The organism is Streptosporangium sp. NPDC048047 (assembly GCF_040653115.1).
Taxonomy (GTDB): Bacteria; Actinomycetota; Actinomycetes; order Streptosporangiales; family Streptosporangiaceae; genus Streptosporangium.
Genome location: NZ_JBEZNH010000049.1, coordinates 38,064 through 61,598, shown reverse-complemented (window position 1 = coordinate 61,598; position 23,535 = coordinate 38,064). Strand labels below are relative to the sequence as shown.

Below are 23,535 nucleotides of genomic sequence, written 5' to 3'. Positions count from 1 at the left end.
TCTTCCGCGCCGCGGAGGAGCTCGGCATCGACCTGTCCCGGCGCGAGCCGAGCAGCGTCGAGGAGGTCTGACGATCTCGGAGGACCCGGTCGTGTCGTAGGGCGTCCGGCCGCCGGTGGGGCGGGCACGCGCGATGTGCCCGCCCGGCTCGCGGAAGGCTCAGGACCCCCGGCCGACGGGTTCCGCTGCGGCGGGGACCGGCCGCGCGGGACTCACGGTTCCCCGGGACGACCGGTCCCCGCCGGGGCGGGACGGCCGCGCGGCAGCAGCAGCGCGGCCAGCGCGCCGATCCCGCACAGGGCGGCGGTGATGAGGAAGATCTCGCCGTACTCGGTGTGCAGGGCCGCCTTGACCTGGGCCTCGTAGGCGGCGAGCCGCCGCGCGTAGACGGCGGGGTCCACACCGAACGGCAGCGGCGTGTCCAGGTCCGCGGTGAGCGACTGGAACCGGTGGAACCCCCAGGCCGACAGCGCCGCGATCCCCAGCAGCATGCCCATCATCCGGGCCACGACCACCGCCGCCGACGCCACGCCGTGCCGGGCCGCGGGTACGGCCCGCAGGACCGCCGAGGAGACGGGGGCGATCACCGCGCCGAGGCCGAGCCCGGCCACGACGAGGTCGGCGTCCACCCGGAGACCGGCGGAGGCCAGGTCGAGCGGCCACCCGCCGATGCGGAGGTAACCGGCCGCGGCCACCGCCAGCCCGGCGACCGCCACGGCGCGCTCGCCGTACCGGCGGACCAGCGGGCCGCCCAGCAGGGCGGCCACGCAGAGCGCGACCAGGAAGCGCGACAGCACCAGCGCGCCGTCCAGCGCGTCCAGCCCGAGGAGGGTCTGCGCGGTGAGCTGCGCGTCCACGAGTGTGACCATGAGCGCCGCGCCGGTCAGCGCGCTCACCCCGAGCGTGGCGAAGAACGGCGTGCGCGCCACCCCCGTCAGGTCGAACAGGCGCACCCTGGCCCGCCGCTCCCAGACGGCGAACCCGGCGGCGGCCGCCGCCCCGGCCGCGATCGTGGCCGGCCCCCACGGCGGCAGGACCGACCGTCCCGGGTCGGGGTTGTACAGGCCCGCCACGAGCAGTCCCAGCGCGATGGCCAGCAGCAGCCCGCCGGCGAGATCGACCCGGGCGGCCGGGGACGCGGCGCGGTCGCGGGGCGGCACGGCCCGCCGTACGGCCAGCGCGGCCACGGCGGCCAGCGGGACGTTGATCCAGAAGATCGACCGCCAGCCGCCGAGCGGGACGGCGCCCAGCCGCAGGGACGCCGGGACCGCGGCGGCGAGGGCCGCGCCGTACAGGGGGCCGAGCACGCTGCCGAGCTCCTGGGCCGCGCCGAGCGCGCCGAGGGCGAGCGGGCGGTCGCGGTCGTCCCACAGGTCGGCGACCAGGGCCATGGTGACGGGCAGCAGCGCGCCGCCCGCGACGCCCTGCAACGCCCGCCCGGCCACCAGCCAGGGGACGGTCTCGCCCAGCGCGGTGATGACCGAGCCGGCCGCGAAGCCCGCCAGGCACAGGTGGATCAGCGGGCGCCTGCCGTACCGGTCGGACAGGCCGCCGAGCAGCGGCATGGCCGCGACGTAGCCGAGCAGGAAGCCGGTGACGATCGGGGTGGCGCGTTCCAGGTGGTTGAGCGGCACCCCGGCGTCGCCCGCGACGTCCACCAGGATGGTCACCACGACGTAGGCGTCCAGGGCCGCCAGCAGCACGGCGGCGCCGCCGACGCCGAGGGCGGTGCGGCGCCGGACGGTCCGGGACGCGGTGTAGGGGGCGTCGGCGGGAGCGGGGACGGGGGCGGTCACCGGGTCACCCGGCAGGCGCGGTGATCCGCACCGGCGCGCCGTAGTCGTGGAAGGCGACGGTCACCTTCCCGCCGTCCATCGGCAGGTCGGCCTTGAGCAGGCGGTCGGTGGCGCGGTCGATCCAGAGCGTGCCGTTCACGTCCTGGCCGAGGCCGGGGACCATCGTGACGAGGATCCGATGGGGGAGCGTGGCCGAGACCCGGTAGGCGTCGGAGCCGTCCACCTTCTCCGCGGCCTCCGTCCGGGGGTTCACCGCCCCGGACATGAGCTGGACGACCCCCCGGTCCGGGTCGAGGATGGCGGACGGGTCGTAGATCGTGGCGAGCTGGCCGCGCGACATCTTCTGGAAGCCGCCGGTGACGCCCTTGAAGTGGACGGTCTCGCCGAGGAGGACGAACTGGATCTCCTGGAGGGTGCCCATCAGATCGAGCTGGATGGTGCCGTCGGCGTCGCCGGTGCCGCTGAGGCGGCCGGTCGCCTTCTTGACCGGGACGGCGGGGCTGCCCTCGGTCTCCAGGGAGAAGGCCACGGACGTGACCGCCCGCATCGCCTCCGCCGACTTCCGCACCAGCTCCGGCCCGCCGGGCAGGCTCGGCTCGTCGGAGCCGCCGCACGCGGCGGTCAGGGACAGTACGGCGAGCACCGCGGTGAGCACCGCGGCGAGGGGGATCCGGCGACCAGGCATGGCCGGATAGTAACGACCGCGGGGACGCCGGACGATGCCGGAGCGGTATCGGTTTCGCCTCCTCCGGCTCCCGCGCGGACGTCCTCCGGGACGGGAGCGCTCCCAGCGGGACATCGCCGGAGGAGCCGGAGGGGGGAACCGTTCCCGGAGGGCCCGGAGCCCGTCAGCTCCCGCTCGCCGTCCGCAGGCTCTTGAGGTGCTCGACCACCGGGGCGTACGCGGACTCCAGCGCGTGCAGCTGGTCGTCGGTGAGCAGGTCGATGAAGTGCCGCCGCACGCTGGCCACATGGTGCGGGGCGACCTTCTGGATGGTGGCCCAGCCGTTCCCGGTCAGCACGGCGAAGGTGCCGCGCCGGTCGTCGGGGCAGTTCTCCCGCGTGACCAGCCCGGCCGCCTCCATCCGGGAGATCTGGTGGGAGAGGCGGCTGCGTGACTGGATCGTCGCGCTCGCCAGATCGCTCATGCGCATCCGGTGCTCGGGGCTCTCCGACAGGTTGACCAGGATCTGGTAGTCGTTGATGGACAGCCCGAAGGATTGCAGCTCGCGATCGAGACGGTGTTCCAGCAGCCGGTAGGCGTCGAGGTAGGCGCGCCAGGTGCGCTGCTCCATGGAGCTGAGCCAGCGGGTCTCCTCGTCGGTCACCGGCCGTTCACCTTCTTCCCCCGTCACGTGGGACGGCTCCGGCGAGGCGCCTGCCGCGTCCGCCGTACCGGTTCGACTCCCCGTTCATGGATCAGAACTTACCGGAAAACGGCGGAACGCCCTTTCCCTGGACCGGGAACGCGCCACCCCGGCGCGGCAGGCGTCCTCCACGCGGTCCTGTACGGTCCTGTGTGCCCCTGTTCGGTCCCATCCTCGGACGGTTCCGTCCCCGAGCGGCCGGCGGGGCGGCCGGCGCTCGGACGGGCGGCTCTCGGACGGGCGGCTCTCGGACGGGCGGCTCTCGGACGGGCGGCTCTCAGGCGCCGGTGACCCGGGCGCCGGTGACTCAGACGCTGGTGACGACCTCGTCGTAGGGGAGGCGGGGAAGGCGGCCGAGCCAGGCGTTCTCTCCGGGCCTGCCGATGTTGACCACCGCCATGACGGTGTGGGCGTCGTCGAGGAACTCCTTGTCGATGCCGTCGGCGTCGTAGCCCGCCATCGGCCCGGCGGCCAGACCGGCGGCGCGGACCCCCAGGATGAAGTAGCCGACCTGCAGGGCCGCGTTGAACGTGGCGGTGCGGGCGCGGACCGCCTCGTCGGCCGCGAACCGCTCCCTTGCGCCCGCGGCGTGCGGGAAGACCTTCGGCAGCTCCTCATGGAAGTCCAGGTCGGCGGCGAGGATGGCGACCAGCGGGGCGGCGGCGGTCTTCGCCTGGTTCCCGGGCGCCATCAGGGGCACCAGGCGCTCCCGGGCCTCGGCGGAGCGCACCAGGACGATGCGGAGCGGCTGGCCGTTCATGGCGGTCGGGGCGTACTTCACCAGGTCGTAGATCGCCCGCATCTGCTCGTCGGTGACCGGCTCGTCGCTGAAGGCGTTCGCCGTACGGGCGTCCCGGAAGAGGAGGGCCTGCGCTTCGGGGGCGAGAATGAGTGACATATGTACTCCTAAGCGTCTGATGTCCTTTTCTTCCCGCAACATAGGTGAAGATTCAACTATTCCCGGTGTCTCGTTCCCCGGCTCGGAGGGAGGTTTCATCCTCCGGAGGGGAGGAACGAGACACCGGCGTACAGCGGCCGGACAGCGGAGATCCCAGTGAACGACCCCGAAGCGGACAGGAACGGCCCGGAGAAGCCCGACCCGGAGAAGCCCGACCCGGAGAAGCCCGGCTCGGAGAAGCCCGGCTCGGAGAGCCTCGGCACCGTCATCGTGGCCGGTCTCGCCAATTTCGCGATCGCCATCGCCAAGCTGGTCGCCGGCCTGATGAGCTCCTCGGCGGCGATGATGTCCGAGGCCGCGCACTCCGCCGCCGACACCGTCACCGAGGTGCTGCTGTTCGTCGCGGTCCGCCGGTCCGACAGCCCTCCCGACGCCAGACACCCGTTCGGGTACGGCATGGCGGGGTTCTTCTGGGCGCTGATGGCGGCCTTCGCCACCCTCATCGGCGGCGCGGGCTTCTCGATCACCCATGGCGTGCAGGAGATCATCCACGGCGAGGAGCTCGCCGACCTGAGGGTCTCCTACGCCGTTCTCGTGATCTCGTTCGTGATCGAGTCGGTCTCCTTCTTCAAGGCGCTGTCGCAGGTGCGCTCGGAGGCCGCCCGGGTCAGGGTGAGCCCGCAGCGCTACGTCGCCCGGACCTCCGACACCGCGGTCAAGGCCGTGCTCTTCGAGGACGCCGCCGCGCTGGCGGGCCTGGTGATCGCCGCCTGCGGTCTGCTGGCCTACGAGATGACCGGCGACCCCGTGTGGGACGGCGTCGCCTCGGTCGCCATCGGCCTGCTGCTGCTGGGCGTCGCCGCCCACCTCATCCGCGCCAACGTCTCCCTGCTGATGGGCCAGGCCGCGCCCGAGCGGCTCAGGAAGGAGGTCGAGCGGGAGATGCTCGCCCAGCCCGAGGTCGAGGACGTGGTGGAGCTGCTGACCATGATGCTCGGCCCGTCCGAGGTGATGGTCGCCGCGCGCGTCGACTTCTCCGACGAGAGCACGGGGGCCGCCCTGGAGCGGGCCGCCGACCGGGTGGAGGAGCGGCTCCGCGAGCGTTTCCCGTCGATCTCGCACGTCTTCCTCGACCCCACCCCGGGCAGGTCGTCCCACGACCACCGCCGGGCGGCGGACCAGGACTCCTGAACGGCGGGGGCGGCGGATCACGGAGCCCCGGCGGGGGGCGGCGGCGCCGGGGTGACGGTACCGGGCCGGAGCGGTGCCGATCGAGCCCCGGGGCGGGACGTCCCGGGTGGCCTACTCGTCCTCTCCCGAATCGTCCGCTGAGTCGTCTCCCCCGGCGTTCCCGGAGGGGCCGGGGGACGGCGCCACGGTCCTGCCCTGGGGGTCGGTGACCAGCTCGTCGGCCGTGCCCATGACCGTCGTGTCGTCGACCTTCCAGTCCCCGCCGGTCCTGACCAGGTCGAGCCGCAGGTAGGTGCCCAGGAGCCGCCGGGTGCCCGCGGTGCTGGTGACCGTGGAGTCCACCACCGTGATCGCCCTCGCCCGGTCCGGGGCGACCCCGGACACGTAGACGTCCCGCACCGAGGCGGCCGAGCGCGCCCGCATCGAGATGATCGCCTCCTTGAGCCTCCCGAAGGCCTCGTCGTAGGCCCTCTCGAACCGCTCGCTGGAGAAGGTGCGGACCCGGTCGCGGCAGACCCGCAGGTCCGCGTAGTCGTAGGTCTGCAGCGCCACGGCGAACTCGCGCGCCCGCCCCGCGACCGCCGCGCGTTCGGACTCCTCCTGCCGGAGCCGGTCGGCGGTCCTCCACTGGATCGCGGCCGTCAGGGTGGCCGCGAGCATCCCCGCCACGGCCGCCGCCGCGACGACGCCGGCCCGGCGGGTGACCGTCCGGCCCGGAGTCCCCGGACTCCCTGGAGCCCCCGGGCCCGTGCCCGCCTGGACCGCGGTCGCATGGCGGGCGGCCGGGTGGACGGAGGGCGTCCCGGCGGGCCGGGCCGCCGGGCTCGGCTGGGTGGGGGGTCCCCCGTCGCCGGAGTCCCCGCCGCCCGGGGCCCCGGCGCCGTAGGGGATTCCCTCGGGAGCCCCGCGGTGGTCCGGGGTCGCCTCCCGGGGAGCCCCCTCGCCCGGCTGCCGAGGCGCCCGGCTCAACTGCTGCTCCTGATCACGGCGGCCCCGCTCCCGATCGCGGCGGTGCGGCGACCGGCGGGCGGCCGGGCTCGCCGTATCGCCTCCGGGCCCCGTACGGCGGCCCTTCACGGCGAGTCTTCCCTGACGGAGCGTGTCCGGAACGTCGCCTAACGTCCCTTTTGGTATGTATTGCTCAGTCGGGTCGGGCGGCCATGACCCTCCACCCGGCCGCCGGGACGTCCCTGACCGGACACCCCGCCCGGTGCGGCCGGGCGGGGGAGCGGTACACGGTCAGGCGGAGAGCGCGGCCATCCAGCCCTCGATCTCGTCGGGGTGGCGGGGCAGCCCCGCCGACATCAGCCGGGCGCCGTCGGCGGTGATGACGAGGTCGTCCTCGATCCGCACGCCGATGCCCCGCAGCTCCGGCGGCAGCGTCAGGTCGTCCGGCTGCAGGTAGAGGCCGGGCTCGACGGTGAGCACCTGCCCCTCCTCCAGCACGCCGTCCAGGTAGACCTCCGCGCGCGCCCTGGCGCAGTCGTGGACGTCCATGCCGAGCATGTGGCCGCTGCTGCACAGCGTGTAGCGGCGGTACAGGCCGCTGCCGGGCTCCATGGCCTCATCCGGACTGATCTTCAGCACGCCCCAGTCGCGCAGCCCCTCGGCGATGACCCGCATGGCGGTCCGGTGGAAGTCGCGGAACCGCGCCCCGGGCCGCAGCGCCTCGATCGCCGCGCTCTGCGCCTCGTAGACCAGCTCGTAGACCTGCCGCTGGACCGGGCTGAACCGCCCGGAGATCGGCAGGGTCCGGGTGACGTCGGCGGTGTAGAGGCCGTCGGTCTCCACGCCCGCATCGAGCAGCAGCAGGTCGTCGGGGTTCAGCCGCCCGTCGTTGCGGATCCAGTGCAGCACGCACGCGTGGGCGCCGGAGGCGACGATGCTCTCGTAGCCGACCGCGTTGCCCTCCAGACGGGCCCGCAGGCCGAAGACCCCCTCCAGGTAGCGCTCGCCACGCCGGTGGTCCAGCGCCGCGGGCAGCGCCCGCACGACGTCCTCGAAGCCGCGCACGGTCGCGTCCACCGAGAACTGCAGCTCGGCGACCTCCCACTCGTCCTTGATCAGCCGCATCTCCGACAGGAACGTCTCCAGCTCGGCGTCCCCGTCGTGCGGGGCCACCCGGGCGTCCACCGAGGCGTCCACCCCGCGCAGCACCCGCGCCGGGCCGGCGAGCGCGTCGCCCAGACGGTCGATCGGCGCGCAGTCGAGGAGGTAGAGCGCCTCGGCCTCGGCGAGGTCGGGGCGGCGGCCCACCCAGAACTCCCCGTAGCGGCGGTCGCGGTAGAACTCCTGCCCGGCCGTCCCGGAGGCCGAGCGCGGCGAGCGGGGGCGCAGGAACAGCGTCGCCTCCCCGGACGGGTCGACCACCAGGACGTCGTCGGGCTCCTGGTCACCGGTGAGGTGGGTGAACGCGCTGTGCGGGCGGAACCGGTAGTCGCTGTCGTTGCTGCGGACCTTGAGCGTGCCGGACGGGATGACGAGGCGCTCGCCGGGGAACCGCGCGGCGAGCGCGGCGCGTCGCTTGGCCGTGTACGCGGCCACCGGCAGCGCCGCCACGTCGTCGCGGCGGCTGTCGGCCCAGCCGGTCCTCATGAACTCGGCGAGGGCGTCGGATACCGGCAGGTCGTGGCTGCCGGTGTTCAGCTTGTCGGTCATCGGATCCCCGGGGGCGAAGGCTTGTGATATTTCACACATTACATTCGGAAGGAGGGGACCGCATCCCGATGCGGCGCGCGGGTCCTGGACGGCGGGCGATCGATGCCTCCTCATCATGAGGTCGATCGCCGGTACGGCTGTTCGTGCGCGGGTCGCCCCGGGACCGGGCACTGATCAGCACGGTCTCGTCCTCGCGTCCGCAGCCGGGCCGGGTGCGCCGCGGACGAGCTGTCGCCCGGTGTGTGGCCAGGCAGGCGCTCGAACGCGGCGACCGGAGGCGGCACCCCGGGCCCGTCGCGGCGGTGGCGCGGGCCCGGGGCAGGCAGGTGCTCAGCCGGCCATGGCCTGCTCCACGAGGTCCGCGTAGAGCGCCTGGCCGAAGACGTTCGGGTGGAAGGTCTTGCCGTCCTCAAGCGACAGGGAGTTGAGGTAGGGGGCGGGGTCGCAGACGGCGTGGCCTTTGAAGGCGGGGACGGAGTCGACGAAGCGGATGTCCGTTCCCTCGTTGCGCAGGCGGGTCACCGCTCCTGCCGCCGCCGTGTTGAGCTTGCTCGTCATCTCGTTGATCCACTCGGCCTCCGTCGAGGAGATGACGAGGTTCTCCAGGCAGGAGAGCGGATCTCGCAGGGCGGGGTTGAAGATGTGCGGGTAGCCCACGGCGATGACGCGCGCGTTCGGGGCCGCCCTGTGGATGGTCGAGTAGGAGGCGTAGTAGTCGTCCGCCAGCTGGTCGATGCGTTGTTCGATCGCGGGGTCGATGCAGGACAGCCCGAGGACGCACCGGTTGATGATGAGGCCGAAGCCCGCGTCGTTGCCGCCGATGGACAGGGTGACCAGGTCGGTGTCCTCGTCGAGGTAGCCCTGGGCGAGTTGCGGAGGCTCGCCCTTGGAGGCATAGGAACTGCCGGTGACGTGCTGGAACTTCGCTCCCGAGCAGGCGAGGAAGGCGAACGCCGCGGTGGGGTCGGCCGCGATGGGCGACTGGCTGCCCGTCCGGCTGATCTGGCGTGCGTAGGCGGACTCGGCCGAGCGGTGGCACTTGGAGTTGCGATCGCCCAGCGTGTAGTCGGAGACCGGGTCGAAGGGCGCGTTGCCTTCCCCGGCGGAGTAGGAGTCGCCGAGCGCGACGTAGTCGACGGTGGGCTTGCCGGTGGGGATGAACGCCATGGCGTCGAAGGCGATGTCCCAGTCCCAGCCGGCGCCTTCCTCGCGCGGGGTCAGGTTGCTGAGCGAGACGCTGGCGCCGGACCTGAGGTTGAAGACGCCGAGATCAACCCACACGTCCTTGCGCTGGTACTGGCTGACCACGCGGTGGCGCCGGCCCGCGCCGCCGCCGAGATCGATGACGTAGTCGGCGAGCTGGGTATGGGCGCCGTGGCTGGGGATGTGCACCTTGAGCCGCGTCCAGCCGCTCACCGCCGAGGGAGGACGCCAGGTGCCGGTCACTCCGAAGATGTCGTTGCCGGCCGCGGCGCGGGTGTGGGCGAACCAGAAGTGGCCGCCGAAGCCGGCGCCGAGCTGGTGGAAGTCGATCTTCGAGGCGTAGGCGTTGAAGCCGTCGGGGTTGAACGCCAGCGTGAAGGAACCGTGGTCGCCCCAGGTGCGCGAGCAACCCGGCCTGACGATGGGGACGGAGGCCGGCACGTCGTCCACGACATAGGCGCCCGAAGGCAGACCGGCCAGACTGCAGTCGGGCGGGTAGTTGGTGCCGTCCGGCTGCTCGGGGTAACCGGTGTCGAAGCGGTGCAGCTCGTTGCCGCAGTAGCCGCTGCCGCACGCGTGGTATTGCGTCGAGGTGTGCCACCAGCACTGCAGGTCGTACTGGCCCACGGAGTTCTGGTGCGCGCACGGCCCGGCGGGCTCGCCGGCCACCTCGGGGTCGTTGGGCACGTAGTTGCCGGACGGGTCGCAGGTGTTCTTGTCCGGGACGCAGAAGGCGTGGATGGGCGGCTTGGCCATCTCACGGTCCAGCTCGCTCACCCACCAGGCGGGACGGAACCCGGGGCCGTCGGGCGTGGCGATCGAGTAGGCGGCGAAGCCGATGACCTTCTCCGGATACGGCCAGTGCTGCGGGTGCGCTGGATCATGCGGGTCCTTGTTGAAGAAGGCGCGGTTGGCCGGGTAGCGAGGGTTGGCCGGGTTGTTCATCCAGCCCACGCCCCACGGCGAGCCGTCGCCCGCGTCGGGATGGAACCCGGAGTTGTAGGCCCAGATCGCGAAGAACCAGTTCTCCAGCCACTTCGGATCTCCGTTGCTGTGTATCAGTCCGGCACGCCGGGTCTGGTTCCACTTGTCCTGCAGGATGCGCAGCCCGGCGGCGATGTTGGTGGCGTAGTCCAGCGCGACGGCACGCTGCTGCGTGGCCGGCAGCGCCACCTCGCAGTAGCCGTCCTTGCAGGGGCGTTCCCGCCCGGCCTTGCGCATGCCGTCGGTGATCTGGGTGATGCCGTAGCCGCAGTCGCTCTCGGCCCAGCGGATCACCCAGTCGTCGCCGGCGTTGCCGTTGTAGACCTGGCGGCCGTAGTAGTTGCCGATCAGCGGGTTGCCGGTGACGCCGGGCAGGACGTGACCGGAGGCCTGCCACAGGTTCGACTCCTGGGACATGATGCCGAGGAACACCTGCACCGGCACCCGTCCGCCGCCTTCCAGCGCCCGCGGCGGGAAGAGGCCCTGGGGCGACCACGCGGGCAGGCCGGACTGCTTCCAGTTGCCCGGGCGCGTCATGGTCAGATTGCCGACGACCGCCTGGTCGGCCGCCCATTCCACCTGTCGTGGCGTGGGCTGGTACACCTGGGAGCGGGCGTCGTTGCGCGGCACCCCGCAGTAGGCCTCGGCGTCGACCGGCGTGGTGGAGACACCGGCCGCGGCGGCGGTGGATCGCGGCGCGGCGCCGCCGGAGGCCGCGGAGCCGTCGCCGGGCGTGACGGCGAAGGTCACGTCCTCGCCCGTCGGCACGACGCGGGCGGCGAGCTCCAAGGCATGGGGACGGCCGGGCGCCGGCAGCGTCATGGACCGCTGCCAGGCATCCGACGGCGCTTCGGGACCGCCGATGGCGGGCCGGGCACCGGGCAGGATGGCCAGCCGGCCGTGGGTGGACAGCTGAGCCGTGGCGGGAACGCCGACCTGGCTGACGGCCGTGGGCAGGTGCTTCCGCAGCCGGAGGTCGCCGGTGAGGAAGACCTTGCCCGCCGTTCCCGCCACCACGTTCACGCCGCTGAGCGGGCCGCTGGCCAGCAGGCCGGGCGGCCGGCCGGGGTCGGGCGCGGCGAGCCGGCGCACGTCGGCGACGTCGCCCCGGTACTCCATGTACACCACGCCGCCGCCGCCGTCGGCGGCGAGCCGGAAGGGCGTCGAGGCGGTGCGCGCCAGCCGGGTCGTCGCGCCGTCGCGCTCGATGCGGAGCAGGTGGTTGCCGCCGGCCGCGACGATGGCGGTGCCGACGGGCACGGCTGAGGTGATCTGGCCGGGCCGTTCGACCGGCGGGGCCAGCGTCCCGTCGCCGGTGTCCAGGACGGACAGCCGGGTGGCCGCCGCTCCGTCGCCCGGCACGTCGCCGCCCTTGGCCTGGGTGATGACGCTCAGCTCGCCGGAGCCGCAGCCGGGGTTGAAGTAGCCCAGGCTGGAACGCAGCGGCAGCTTGCGCACCCTGCCGGAGGGTACGTCGATGAGCGCGGTGAAGCCGCCCCGGTCGAACAGCCGCCCGTCGTTGGTGAAGGTACGGGGCGCGTAAACGGCCACCGCCTTGCGGCCGGAGGCGGTGAAGCAGACGTTGCCGATCCAGCGGTCGGTCTCGAACCCCGGCTCACTGAGCGTGGCCAGCGTGCGCCAGGTGTAGCCGGTGCGTTCCTCGGCCACCAGCACGTGCAGGCCGGTGCTGTCGCCGTCGGTCGTCCAGGACAGGTCGGCCGAGGTGCGATAGTCGCCGGCCAGTAACCGGCCCCGTTCGGCGGGATCCACCGACGGCCCGGGTGACTCGGGTGGTTTCTCCGTCCGCACCGTCTCAGCCGCCGTCTCAGCCGTCGTCTGACGCGCGGCGACGGCGGCGGCGCCGGGCGGCGCGAGGACCGAGGCCAGGACGAGGGCGGCGGACCCGGCGGCGAGTGCGGTGCTCGTTCTGTTCTTCATGATGCGCTCCGGAGGAGGAAGAGGGGCGCTTCGGGAGGGAGGTTCGGGAGGGAGGTTCGGGAGGGCGCTTCGGGAGGGAGGTTCGGGAGGGAGGAAGGTGTCGGAGAAGCGGGCCCGCCGCCGCGGCCGGCAGGGCGGGCGCGGTCTCAAAGGAGCAGGAAGTCGAGCGAACGCCGCAGCTCGCCCTGCCAGTTGGCCCAGTCGTGGCGGTGATAGGGCTTGAAGTTCACCCGGACCGGGATGTCCAGGTCGCCCAGCCTGCTGGTGAACTGCGTGGCCATGCCGTACACGGACTGCTCGACCACGTCCACCGCCACGGGGTTGCCGACCCCGGACTGGTCCTTGCCTGCCTGGCCGTCGCCGGTGGCGATGTAGAGCCTGGTCCCGCGCAGCGCCTCGACCAGGCGCGCCGGATTGTGGCGGTTCCAGTACTCGCCGCCGACGGGGCCGTAGATCTGCTCGACGGTGACGCCGCACATCAGCGCCCCGCTCTGGATCGCGGTCATCGCGGGCAGGCCGGGAGAGCCTGGATAGTCGTTGTCCAGCGCCCCGCTGAAGGAGGCGGCGGCCCGGAACCTGCCGGGGTGGCGTGCGGCGTACCCGATGGCTCCGCCGCCGCCCATCGACAGGCCCGCGATCGACTGCCGGTCGTCGGCGCGGTAGGCGCTCTTCAGCAGGTCGTAGAGTTCGCCCATGTGGAAGGACTCCCACTTGTGCGGCGGCAGCGCGGGGTCCTTCCAGTCCAGGTAGCCCGAGCAGGGGCCGGTGTCGGGCATGACCACCAGGACCTCGCGGTCGCCCACGATCGCGTCCACGGCGCCCTTCACGTCCCAGTCGCTGTAGGAGCCGCCGCCGCCGTGCAGCAGCCAGAGCACCGGCCAGCGGCGGTCCGCCGTCTTGCTGTACCCGGGCGGCAGGAGCAGCCGGACCTTTCCGGGGACGTCGATCAGCGGCGAGGTGATGGTGAGATCGAGGACGCGGCCTTCCCTGACCACCGTCTCGGTCACCTCGGGCGAGGCCGTCGCGGTCTGAGCGGGCATGGCGAAGGTCAGCAACAGGGCGAGCGCCGCGAGCGGGCGCGCGAGGGGGATCGGCAACGCACGTGCTCCTTGAGTGATCGATGGGTCGGACGGGACGGTGCCGGGGCGCCGATCCGTTCGTGCGGGCGGGGAGCGGGCTATCGGGTTCCGAAGTAGGCGTAGGCGTCCACGGAGATCGTCACGGGCGAGGCCCCCGCGTTCCGCAGCACGACCGTGTCGTCCTGGCGCAGCGCGGCCATGCCGAAACCGGCCGTCTTCCTGCCCGCCGCGTACGCCACCGCCCGTACGGCCGTCCCGCCGCCCTGCGGCACGACCTCGACGGTGCCGTTCGCGGTGCCGTTCGCGGTGACGGCGATGCCGACGGCCGACACGCCCGACGAGGGGATCTCGCCGGTTTCCGACGGCCGCAGCACGTGCGTGGCGCCCGCGGCGATCGTCACGCCGCCGGCCACGGGGATCGCAGGCAGGGCCTTGACGAGGGAGGCGCGTTCGGCGGCGGTGAAGTAGCCGGTCACCTCGGCCGTCACCTCGGCCGCGCCGCTGCCCAGGTTGTGCACATTGATCTTGCCGTCCGTGCCGGGCCTGACGACGGTGAAGAACTGCACGGGGGTGCCCGCGGGATAGTCGGTGTTCACGTCGACGGGGAAGGCGTCCCCGGCGGGGTAGACGCGGATCGTGCCCGTCGAGGCGCTCTTCACCAGCACCGAGAGGGCGACGCTCTGCGGCGCGGGCAGGCCGGGCGTCACCAGTTCCAGGTTGCCCAGCGGCGGGACCGGCACCCGGTCGGCGACGCGCGACGGCGCGACCGGGTGGTAGGTGGCCGCGGCGTGGTCGAGGGTGTAGCCGTGGACGTCGAGATAGACACGCACGGGCCGGTCGCCGCGGTTCTCCACCTTGATCCGGCCGTCGGCGCCGACCTTGGCCCAGACCATGGTCGAGGCGTAACGGGTCGCGTCGTAGAAGACCATGTCGCCGCCCGGTTCCTGCTCGTCGGAGGGATGGACGGCCAGCGAGCCCGTGTTGAAGAAGTCACCCTTGGCGGCGACGTTGAGCGCGACCGCCTCGACGCCGTCGGCCGGCAGCCCGGCGGCGCCGGCGACGCGGCCCCGTGTGACCACGTTGACCCGCACGTCGCCGCCGGCGGCGAGCTTGTGCGCCAGCCCGGCGTCCACCCACGGGCCGCCGGCCGTGCTCGCCGCCGTGCTCGCCGCCTCGCCCGCCGTCGTGCCCGCCCCCGTCAGCGACGACGTCACCAGCGCCGTCATGGCGATCACGTGGCGGACCAGACGTCGTCTCATGCCTGCCTCCGCTCGGCCCTCACCTCGGTCACCGGGCTGCCAGCACGGCCTCGGCGCGCCGCACCCAGCCGTCGAAGACGCCCATGGACTCGGTCAGCTTCTGCCGCCGGTCGTCCAGCATGATCTGCTCGTAGGCGCGCTTGGCCGCCCGGTACGTCGGGTACAGGTTGCCGTCGGCGGCGCAGGCGGCGTCGGCGGTGGCGACCTGCTTCTCCCGCGCGGTGGCGGGTTCGCTCCCCTCGCGCGCGGCCCACGCGGGGTCGTTGCGCGCGCTCATCGGGCTGTCGTAGGCGTATCCCTTGCCGGTCATACAGGTCACCCAGTCGTTCAGGGCCTGCTTGACCCGCGTGTGCTCTAGGGCGAGGAAGCTCGCGTCGTCGGCCAGCAGCCTGGGATCGGTGTCCAAAGTGCCTTCGCCGCCGTAGACCTGGGTCTCGCCGCTCACCTCGCAGCCGCCCTCGGGGATGTCGGCGCCGGACGCGGTCCGGTCCGCGGTGCCGCTGAAGGCCTGCGTCTCCGCCGCGGTGTCGGGATCGAGGGTCTGGCTGGATGCGGCGGCCGGAGCGGCGGCGGCCATGACGCTCTGGGCCGACGAGCGGGTGGTCAGCCCGGCGGCGGTGGCGGCGATGGCGAGAACGGCCACGGCGGCCAGGAAAGGCGGCGTTTTCTTGATCATTTGCCGTTCCTCTTCCAGTAGCAGTGGGCCACGTTCGCGCCGATGTAGGTCGACTCGTCACACTCGGAACGGGCGTAGAGGACGGCGTTCGAGTACTTGAACGGCCTGAGCACGCCGATGCCGTCGTGCCAGGCGTTGCCCATGCAGCCGGCCCGGTTGTACCAGAGGGTGAACCGGCGTCCGTGGCGGCTCCAGACGCTGATGGCCTTCCAGTGCTGCTGGTTGCCGCCCCACCAGCTCCACTGCGTCAGCGGGCACTTGGCCAATCCGCTGAAGTTCCGGTTCCAGCGGTCCAGGGACCTGCCGCTGTTGACGTTGCGGACCCGGTTGTAGCCCCCGCTCGTCTTGGTGTTCTTCCAGAGCTGGTTCCTGCCGCCGTTGAGCGGCCAGACGTTGACGATGCCGCCGTTGGCCTTCGATTTCTTGTAGACCTCCAGGTATTGGCCGGTGAAGAAGTTCTGCCATCGGTAGGTGCCGTCCGCGTGCGCGGCCGCCGGAGGGATGAACCCGGCGGTGACGGCGGCGGCGGCGATTACCGTCGCCGCTCGCATGGCTGAGCGGACGGCAGGACGAGGTCGGCTCATCCTGCGGGTCTCCCTTCTGCGTCTGGCTTCCAGGACCGGATGACCTCCGGCGAGCGCGGCGGGGTTCGGGAAGCGAGGCTCTTCGGGCAATGCCGCATTCCGGGACATACGTCGGCGATCGCGAACGGCACCATTCAAGGAAAGTCCGGGAGGCGGGTCGTCAACCCACAGGCTGAACCCGGCCGAAACTTCGGCTGTAGGCCCGGCCGGACGTCAGCCTGCCGCGGTATGCGCGCGCTCCCAGGGCTGCGGCACGCCCCGGCTGACGACCGCGACCCGCGGGCGGGGAGAGGCGACACGGGACGCCGCCGAAACCGGATCGTCCTCCGGCAACGTGTCCGGCATGGAGTCGACTCGCCGGTCGCGGATCGCTGCACCCTCCGCCGTACGGTGTCCCCGCGCGGGGCGAACCAGCGCGTCAGCCGGGCCGCCTTCCTACCGCGCGGGTTGCAGGCGCCGATCGGCCGAGCGGCCCATGAAACGGGGGGCGGTTCGCGGCTACCATGCGCTGATGCAGGCAAAGGTGCTGCCGTCCCTGCGACGGCTCGCCGCAACGAACACCTTCCTCGTCGATCTGCTGCTCGCCTTCCTGGTCACCGGCACGACGCTGGCCTTCGCGTTCGCGCTCTCGGGAGGCGCCGGCGACCCGGAGCACGCGCGGCGCCCCATGGACGCCCTGGGCGTGGCGCTGACCCTGGCCGGCAACGGGGCGCTGGCCTGGCGGCGGCGAGCACCCCTCACCGTGCTGGCGATCTCCTGCGCCGCCGCCGTCGTCTTCCACGCCCTCGGCTACAACGCCAAGCTCAACGATGCGGCGCCGCTCCTGGCTCTGTACACCGTGGCCAGCCGCAGACTCCCCGCCGTGTCGCTGCCGTGCGCCCTGGTCGTGGCGGCCCTGTGGTGGCATGCCGCGCTGCTCGGCCCGGTGGAGTTCATGTGGCCGAACATCGCGCAGGTCAGCATCTTCGTCGTGCTCGCGTGGTCGTTCGGCACCAGCACCCGGATGCTGGTGGAGCGCAACGGGCTGCTGGCGGAGCTCACCGCGCGGCTGCGCCGGGACCAGGAGGACCGGGAGCGGCGCGCCGTCACCGAGGAACGGGTCCGCATCGCGCGCGAACTGCACGACGTGGTCGCCCACCACATGTCCGTCATCGTGATCCAGGCGGGGCTCGCCAGGTACGTCTTCGGCTCCGACCCCGACACCGCGCGCGGCGCGCTCGCCACCATCGCCGGCACCGGCAGCGAGGTCATGGGCGAGATGCGGCGGCTGCTGGCGGTGCTGCGGGTGGAGAACGGCGACGGCGACGACGGCTACGAAGGCTACGACCCGACGCCGAGCCTGCAACGCCTGGAGCAGCTCCTGGAACGGGTACGCGCGGCCGGGCTGCCGGTGCGGGTCACGGTCACCGGGACGGTGCGCCCGTTGCCGCCCGGGGTCGATCTGTGCGCGTACCGCATCGTCCAGGAATGCCTCACGAACGTGCTGAAGCACGCGGGCTCCGCGACAGCCCAGGTGCACCTGCACTACGGCGCGGAGCTGAAGCTGCGCGTCCGCGACGACGGGCGCGGTCCCGCGCCCGGCGACGACGAGGGCGACGGCCATGGCTTGATCGGCATGCGCGAACGCGTCAAGCTCTACAAGGGGACGATCACGGCCGGTCCGCTGCCGTCGGGCGGGTTCGAGGTCGTGGTCACCCTGCCCCTGACGTCCCCGGGCCTGGACGCTGCGCCCGCTTAGCCGCACGGTGAGCCGAACGCATGATCAGAGTACTCGTGGTCGACGACCAGATCCTCATCCGCGCCGGTCTGGCCGCCCTGCTGCGCGCCGCGCCCGGCGTCGAGGTGGCCGGGGAGGCGGCGACCGGGGAGGACGCCGTCCGGCTCGCCGCGGACGCCCGGCCCGACGTGGTCCTCATGGACATCAGGATGCCCGGCATGAACGGTGTCACAGCCACCGAGCACATCCTGTCGGCCGGCGAGCACCCGCCGCGGGTGCTCATCCTGACCACGTTCGACCTCGACGAGTACGTCTACCACGCACTGCGCGCCGGCGCCTCTGGCTTCCTGCTCAAGGACACCCCGCCCGAACGGCTCATCGCGGCCGTCCGCACCGTCTCCTCCGGAGACATGCTCTTCGCGCCCACCGTCACCCGCCGCCTCGTCGAGGCCTACACCCGCCACACCGACCCAGGCCCCGCCGCCCGGCCCGCGGCCTCCGAGCTGAACCCGCTCACCTTGCGCGAGACGGAGGTGCTCAAGCTGGTCGGGCACGCCCTGTCCAACTCCGACATCGCCTCGCTCCTGGGCCTCAGCGAGGCCACCGTCAAGACCCACCTCAACCGCGTGATGGCAAAGCTCCACCTCAGCAGCCGCGCTCAGGTCGTGGCCCTGGCCTACGAGTCCGGTCTGGTCACGCCGGGCGAGCCGATCCCGCTCCGTGCCTGACGGCCGGCGCTTCTGGCCAAGGACCTGTCCTGCGCGCCGGAGGCGACCGAGCCCGGCCTCCCCGTGAGCGCCGCGGCGAGACCCCGGCTCGCCGCGGCCGTGGCCGGCGGGAACGGTGCGCAGGACAGGTCTGCGATCATTCGAGCCTACGGAAAGAGGTGGCTATGAAGGTTCTCATATCGGGCGGAGCAGGGTTCATCGGCAGCACCGTGGCCTCTGCCTGCCTCGACTCGGGAATCATGCCGATACTCGTTGACAACCTGGTCACCGGCCGCAAGGAGTTCACCGCCGGAAGGATCTTCTATGAAGGCGACATCGTCGATGACCGCCTGATCGACGCGATCTTCGCGGAACACCCGGACATCGAGCTGGTGATCCACTGCGCCGCCCTGATCGTGGTCCCGGACTCGGTCCGCGACCCCAGGGGCTACTACGAGGCCAACGTCGTCAAGACCCTGAGGTTCGCGGGCAGCCTCATCCGCAACGGCTGCCAGAAGATGATCTTCAGCTCCTCCGCGTCGATCTACCAGCCGGATGCCGGCTTCTCTGTGGACGAGGACTCCGGGATCGACCCGCAGAGCCCGTATGCCCGGACCAAGGCCGTCTGTGAGGCGATGCTGGCGGAGATCGCGGCCGCCGAACCGCTGAGGGTGCTGTCCCTGCGTTACTTCAACCCGATCGGCGCCGACCCGGAGATGCGGACCGGCCTGCAGATCCGTCATCCCTCCCATGCCCTGGGCAAAATGATCCAGGCATGGGAGGCGGGGGAGCCGTTCACCATCACCGGCACCGACTTCCCGACGCACGACGGTTCGGGCATCCGTGACTACGTCCATGTCTGGGACCTGGCAGCCGCGCACATCGCCGCCGTGGCGAGGTTCGACGCGCTCGTCGGTGACGAGGCCCGGTCGTTGGTGATCAACGTGGGCACCGGCACCGGCACCACCGTCCGCGAGCTGCTGGATGCCTTCAACCGTGTCGCGCCGACGCCGCTGGCGGGGGTCGAGACCGGGCGGAGGCCCGGCGACGTGGCAGGGGCTTTCACCCGCAGCGATCGCGCCCGCGCTCTCCTGGAGTGGACGCCGCGCTACTCCGTCACCGACGGGATCGCTCACTCCCTGGAATGGGCGGCGATCCGCGATGAGCGACTCTTCACCGACAGCGGAAGCGGGTAGCCGGGTACCCCGCGTGGATCGACGACCTTCCCGAGGGCGAACCACGCGTCCGGACGGCGTCGGTTCCGGCGGCCGTGACGCACCGGCCCCGTCACATGACAGGGCACGGACGGACGCTTAGCCGGGGAGCCCTCCGGGCAGGAAACAGGAACCCCCACCCAGCCGAACACCCAGGTGGTCTCGATGCTCATCGGTGCGCTCCTCGCCAAAAAGGGAAATCAGGTGGTCACCGTCCGTCCCCGTTCGACGGTGACCGAACTGCTGGCCGTACTGGCCGACAACAACATCGGAGCCGCGGTGGTCTCCGAGGACGGTTCCTCGATCAGCGGCATCGTCTCCGAGCGCGACGTGGTCCGCGGCCTCGACGACCGCGGCGCCGCCGTGCTGGACGCCCCCGTGTCGGCCATCATGACCACCGAGGTCCGCACCTGCGGCCCTGGCGTCAAGGTGGAGGACCTGCGCCAGACCATGACCACGCACCGCATCCGGCACGTGCCGGTGGTGGCGGACGGCCGGCTCGCCGGGATCGTCAGCATCGGCGACGTGGTCAAGAGCGCCATTGAGGAGCTGGAGACCGAGAAGGCGCACCTGGTGGACTACCTCCACCGCTGAACGGATCCACCCGGCTTCCGCTCCCCGTCCCACCAGGCCCGCCGCGTCGCCGGGCGGGCCCCGCGGCACCCGGCGGCGTCCCGAGGGGTGCCGGCGGGGACGTCCGAGGGACGCCGGTGGGGCCCGGCACCGGGTGCCGGGTCCCACGGACCGCCGTCGCGCGCCGTTACCGGACGGTTATCCTGTCGACCTCGATGGTGAGGCCCTTCACCTCGGGCGTCGAGGTGCCGGTGGTCACCGTTCCCGTGCCCGTCGCGACCCCCTTGACCTTCATCGTGTAGGTGAGGGTGCCGCCCGGGGCGCCGGGCGTGCTGGTCACCCGGAGGTCCCGCGTCGGCGGGCCGCCGATCTGCGACCCGGCCGTGCCCTCGGAGTTCTCGGCGCCCACGGTCAGGCCGTAGCCCGCCGGGGTGTCACCGGGCAGCCGGTCCGGGTCGTAGGCGTAGGTGATGTCCTCGGTGCCGTTCAGCCCGATCCACTGCTGGAACACCTTGGCGTCGGTGGTGCCGTAGAGGTTGACCCGCCATTCGACGACGAGCCAGTCGTCGACGCCGTCGGTGAGGGTCGCGACGTAGACGCCGGGCGCGCCGGTGCCGTCCAGGTCGGTCCAGTAGGGGGCGAGCACGTTGTTGGGAGCCGCCGGGTCGGGCAGGGACTGCGGGACGGGGTCGATGTCGCCGGAGCCCGAGGTGCCTCCCACGACCGTGTAGCCGTCGGAGACGACGCCGATCCGGGTGTAGGTCCGTCCCGCGTACGTGAACGCCGGGACGGTGAAGTTGAGCGCCTGCTCGTCGCCGATCGGCGTCGGCGCGATGCCGAAGGCGTCCAGCGGCAGGTACGGCGCGGGCCCGGTACCGGGCGATACGACGGGCCTGTCCGGCTGCCTGCCCGCCAGGGTCGTCTTCGCCGTGGCGATCTGGGAGCCGGCCTTCGTGGCTCCCGTGACGCCGTTGAGACGCAGCTTCGCGTCCAGCGTGCTGACCGCCGTCACCTCGGTGTCGTTGAGCGTGTCGTTGCGCACGCTCACCGTGCAGGTGGACTCGCCGGTGTCGCGGGCGATGGTGTCCGGCGTGCAGGTCTGGTCGACCGGGACGGCGCCCTCCCTGCGGAAGAACGCCACCGGCAGGTGCAGGTCGCGGCTCCCGCCGACCTGCTTGAGGTCCACCTGGCCGAAGTACTGGCCGTCGGGCAGGTCGGGGGCGGTGACCACCACGGTGATCTTCGCGCTCTTGCCCGGCTTGACGATGAGCAGCGGCGGCAGCACCGCGATGTCCGCCCCGCTGACGGACTTGCCGGTCGCGGTGTAGGTGAGCGTCCTGTCGGTGACGTTGGTGACGGTCCGCCTGGCGGTGATGAGACCCGGCATGGTCGGGGCGTTCACCGACGGCAGGTTGAGGTCGATGCGGTTCCGCTCGTCGGTGGCCGAGGCGGCGAAGTTCTCCGCGGTCTCGTCCAGGGTCAGGCCGGGGTCGCCGGCCCTGGTCAGGTCGATGCGGCCGCCGCCGAGGTCGAACGGGTCGGCGGGGGTGACGCGGTCCTGCTTGGTGACCGACGTCCTGGCCGTGGTCTCCAGCGCGGACTTGACCTGGCCGGGGGTCCAGCCGGGGTGCAGCGCGAACACCAGGGCCGCGGCCCCCGCGACGTGCGGCGACGACATCGAGGTGCCCGCGATGGCCTGGTACAGCTGGCCGGCCGGGCCGCCGGCCGGGTCCTCCGGCGTCGGCGTCTGCCCCGCCAGGATGTGCAGGCCGGGCGCGGTGACGTCCGGTTTGAGGAAGTCCCCGCCCGGTCCGCGAGAGGAGAACGTGGTCATGACGTCGCCCTGCCAGGTGGTCTTGGCGCCCTGCGGGAACGACGCGGTCGCACCGGGGTCGGCCGACAGGAAGGCCAGCAGGGCGTCGGTCTCCGGCTTGTCGATGTGGACCGTGGGCAGCCAGTGGTTGTCGGTCATCACGTCGAGCGGGGTGGTGTTGTAGAGGATCATCCCCGCCGCGCCGCCCTGGCGCACGCTGAAGCCCTTCAGGACCCGGCCGGGGCCGCGCTCACAGGCGACGATCTTGCCGGTGAACAGGCCCGGGGGAGCGGGGGCCGTACACAGCGGGTTGGAGTACGGCGGAGCCGAGGCGAGCACGACCGGCAGCGGGGAGTTCACCCCCGCCGTGATGGAGGCGCCCTTGAGCTTCGCCGTCGCGCCGCCCGTGCCGGTCAGCGTGACGGTGGACTGGAACGTCCTGGACTGCGTGGAGGCCGCCACCGTGGTCACCCACGGGCCGCGGTGGTCGGTGGTCCCCGCGCCGGGGCCGGAGTTGCCCGCCGAGGCCGACACGAACACGCCCGCGGCGTAGGCGTCGAGGAAGGCCAGTTCCACCGGGTCGGTGTAGGGGGAGCCGCCGCCGGAGATCGAGAAGTTGATCACCCGGACGCCGTCCAGGATCGCCCGGCCCACGGCCTGCGCGGAGTCGGAGGGGAAGCAGCCCTGCACCCCGCACACCTTGTAGACCGACACGTGCGCCGCCGGGGCGATCCCGTGGATCGGGCCGCGGCTGATGCCGAGCGGGGCGGCGTCGGCCGCCGGGCCGCCGGCCGAGGTGGTCGCGGTGTGGGTGCCGTGGCCGTTGGAGTCGCGTGCGCTGTCGGGGTAGACCTCGCCGCCGATCACCGCGTTGTAGGTCTCCAGGAACGGCGCGCCGCCGATGAGCTTGTTGTTGCAGGTGAACGGGTCGGCGGCCAGGGTCAGCGGATTGTCCCCGAAGTCGCAGACGCGCGGGGTCCCGTCCTTGGTGGGAGGCGGGGCGGGCAGGTCGCCGGGGTCGGCGAACTGGGGGTGCTCCGGCCAGGCGCCGGAGTCGAGGACGCCGACGACGACGCCCTTGCCGGAGGAGGAGCTGCCGCCCAGCCTGCTGTAGATCGCCGGGGCGCCGATGAAGTCGGAACTGGAGTCGGTCAGCGGTTTCTCCGGCCTGTCGTTCTGGACCGCGGCGACCCCGGGCAGCTTCAGCACCTCGGCCGCCTTGTCGGCGGGGATCCGCAGCGCGATGCCGCCGTAGACCGTCCGCAGCCTCTGCCCGGCCCGGGCGTCCGGCACCTTCCTGGCCAGCTCGGCGAGGAAGGCGTTCTCCACCCGCTCGATGTGCTTCTCGTACTTCCTGGCGGTCGCGCTCCTGACGTCGAGTGCCTTGCCGGTCTTCGAGGGACTCGTGGCGGGAAGCCCTTCGAGGTCTCCCTGGTAGGCGGCGTAGGAGTCGTAGTCGAGCTTGACCATCACGTTGACGGGGGCGCTCGACGCCGACCTCAGCAGCGTCGTGTCGCTCCGGGCGAGCCTGCCGGTCGCCGACTTGGCGCCCTGGACCGGCTCGCCGCCGGTCAGCGGGGTCGCCGTCCACTTCTTCGGAGCCGGCGTGGGAGCGGGATCCGCGCTCGCCGGCGGCGTCATCGCCGCGACGAGCCCGAGGCCGGCGGCGAACACCGCCGCCCGCCTGATCCCGGGCAGCTGCGGGGTACTGGGCAAGGAGACCTCCCTGTGGGGGGACGCATGAGCGCGTCACCCCGCGTGGAGGCCCCAGGTCACCCGGCTGTGCCCGGCCGCGGGCATGGCGTCAGGAGGTCTCGGCCCTCCCCGTTGGGTGACGAGCGATCGACCGTCCGTGAGGGCGGCCGACATGACTGGGAG

The 23,535-nt window shown here is 72.5% G+C and carries 17 protein-coding genes; 5 read left to right on the top strand and 12 right to left on the bottom strand.

Going from position 1 to position 23,535, the window contains the following annotated elements:
* Positions 1 to 212: 212 nt before the first annotated feature.
* The 4 genes from AB0D67_RS30510 to AB0D67_RS30495 all read right to left on the bottom strand — a co-directional run bounded on the left by AB0D67_RS30510 (position 213) and on the right by AB0D67_RS30495 (position 4,061).
* Complete coding sequence (locus tag AB0D67_RS30510) at positions 213 to 1,796, bottom strand: MFS transporter (RefSeq protein WP_362943665.1); 1,584 nt, start codon at positions 1,794 to 1,796, stop codon at positions 213 to 215.
* 4 nt (positions 1,797 to 1,800) lie between these two features.
* Positions 1,801 to 2,481, bottom strand: a complete 681-nt coding sequence (locus tag AB0D67_RS30505) for an LppX_LprAFG lipoprotein (protein ID WP_362943662.1) — start codon at positions 2,479 to 2,481, stop codon at positions 1,801 to 1,803.
* Between the two features lie 163 nt (positions 2,482 to 2,644).
* The gene (locus AB0D67_RS30500; RefSeq protein WP_362943659.1) at positions 2,645 to 3,124 is read right to left on the bottom strand and encodes a MarR family transcriptional regulator; all 480 of its coding nucleotides are present in this window, start codon (positions 3,122 to 3,124) and stop codon (positions 2,645 to 2,647) included.
* A 346-nt stretch (positions 3,125 to 3,470) separates the two neighbouring features.
* A complete protein-coding gene (locus AB0D67_RS30495; protein WP_362943656.1) occupies positions 3,471 to 4,061 on the bottom strand; it encodes a malonic semialdehyde reductase in 591 nt (196 codons plus the stop codon).
* A 156-nt stretch (positions 4,062 to 4,217) separates the two neighbouring features.
* Between AB0D67_RS30495 and AB0D67_RS30490 the strand changes: the two genes are divergently transcribed.
* The gene (locus AB0D67_RS30490; RefSeq protein WP_362943652.1) at positions 4,218 to 5,252 is read left to right on the top strand and encodes a cation diffusion facilitator family transporter; all 1,035 of its coding nucleotides are present in this window, start codon (positions 4,218 to 4,220) and stop codon (positions 5,250 to 5,252) included.
* A gap of 111 nt (positions 5,253 to 5,363) precedes the next feature.
* On the opposite strand, the gene AB0D67_RS30485 is transcribed toward AB0D67_RS30490, so the two are convergent.
* The 7 genes from AB0D67_RS30485 to AB0D67_RS30455 all read right to left on the bottom strand — a co-directional run bounded on the left by AB0D67_RS30485 (position 5,364) and on the right by AB0D67_RS30455 (position 15,600).
* Complete coding sequence (locus AB0D67_RS30485) at positions 5,364 to 6,221, bottom strand: hypothetical protein (RefSeq protein ID WP_362943649.1); 858 nt, start codon at positions 6,219 to 6,221, stop codon at positions 5,364 to 5,366.
* 270 nt (positions 6,222 to 6,491) lie between these two features.
* Positions 6,492 to 7,910, bottom strand: a complete 1,419-nt coding sequence (locus AB0D67_RS30480) for an aminopeptidase P family protein (RefSeq protein ID WP_362943646.1) — start codon at positions 7,908 to 7,910, stop codon at positions 6,492 to 6,494.
* A 330-nt stretch (positions 7,911 to 8,240) separates the two neighbouring features.
* Positions 8,241 to 12,035, bottom strand: coding sequence for a GDSL-type esterase/lipase family protein (locus tag AB0D67_RS30475; protein WP_362943643.1), 3,795 nt, complete (start codon positions 12,033 to 12,035; stop codon positions 8,241 to 8,243).
* Positions 12,036 to 12,181: 146 nt separating this feature from the next.
* Complete coding sequence (locus AB0D67_RS30470) at positions 12,182 to 13,132, bottom strand: alpha/beta hydrolase family protein (RefSeq protein WP_362943640.1); 951 nt, start codon at positions 13,130 to 13,132, stop codon at positions 12,182 to 12,184.
* Between the two features lie 80 nt (positions 13,133 to 13,212).
* Complete coding sequence (locus tag AB0D67_RS30465) at positions 13,213 to 14,373, bottom strand: hypothetical protein (RefSeq protein WP_362943637.1); 1,161 nt, start codon at positions 14,371 to 14,373, stop codon at positions 13,213 to 13,215.
* Positions 14,374 to 14,401: 28 nt separating this feature from the next.
* Entirely contained in the window at positions 14,402 to 15,049 is a 648-nt protein-coding gene (locus AB0D67_RS30460; RefSeq protein WP_362943634.1) for a hypothetical protein, read from the bottom strand.
* The gene (locus AB0D67_RS30455; RefSeq protein ID WP_362943631.1) at positions 15,046 to 15,600 is read right to left on the bottom strand and encodes an RICIN domain-containing protein; all 555 of its coding nucleotides are present in this window, start codon (positions 15,598 to 15,600) and stop codon (positions 15,046 to 15,048) included. The genes AB0D67_RS30460 and AB0D67_RS30455 overlap by 4 nt, the downstream gene beginning before the upstream one ends.
* A gap of 544 nt (positions 15,601 to 16,144) precedes the next feature.
* Here AB0D67_RS30455 and AB0D67_RS30450 point away from each other — a divergent pair.
* From AB0D67_RS30450 to AB0D67_RS30435, 4 genes are all read left to right on the top strand, one after another.
* Complete coding sequence (locus AB0D67_RS30450; protein ID WP_362943628.1) at positions 16,145 to 17,371, top strand: sensor histidine kinase; 1,227 nt, start codon at positions 16,145 to 16,147, stop codon at positions 17,369 to 17,371.
* 20 nt (positions 17,372 to 17,391) lie between these two features.
* The gene (locus AB0D67_RS30445) at positions 17,392 to 18,078 is read left to right on the top strand and encodes a response regulator transcription factor (RefSeq protein WP_362943625.1); all 687 of its coding nucleotides are present in this window, start codon (positions 17,392 to 17,394) and stop codon (positions 18,076 to 18,078) included.
* A gap of 164 nt (positions 18,079 to 18,242) precedes the next feature.
* Positions 18,243 to 19,253, top strand: a complete 1,011-nt coding sequence (galE, locus tag AB0D67_RS30440; RefSeq protein ID WP_362943622.1) for a UDP-glucose 4-epimerase GalE — start codon at positions 18,243 to 18,245, stop codon at positions 19,251 to 19,253.
* A gap of 183 nt (positions 19,254 to 19,436) precedes the next feature.
* Positions 19,437 to 19,865, top strand: a complete 429-nt coding sequence (locus AB0D67_RS30435) for a CBS domain-containing protein (protein WP_362943619.1) — start codon at positions 19,437 to 19,439, stop codon at positions 19,863 to 19,865.
* Positions 19,866 to 20,031: 166 nt separating this feature from the next.
* Here the strand turns inward: AB0D67_RS30435 and AB0D67_RS30430 are convergent, their stop codons facing one another.
* Entirely contained in the window at positions 20,032 to 23,373 is a 3,342-nt protein-coding gene (locus tag AB0D67_RS30430; protein ID WP_362943616.1) for a S8 family serine peptidase, read from the bottom strand.
* Positions 23,374 to 23,535: the final 162 nt, after the last annotated feature.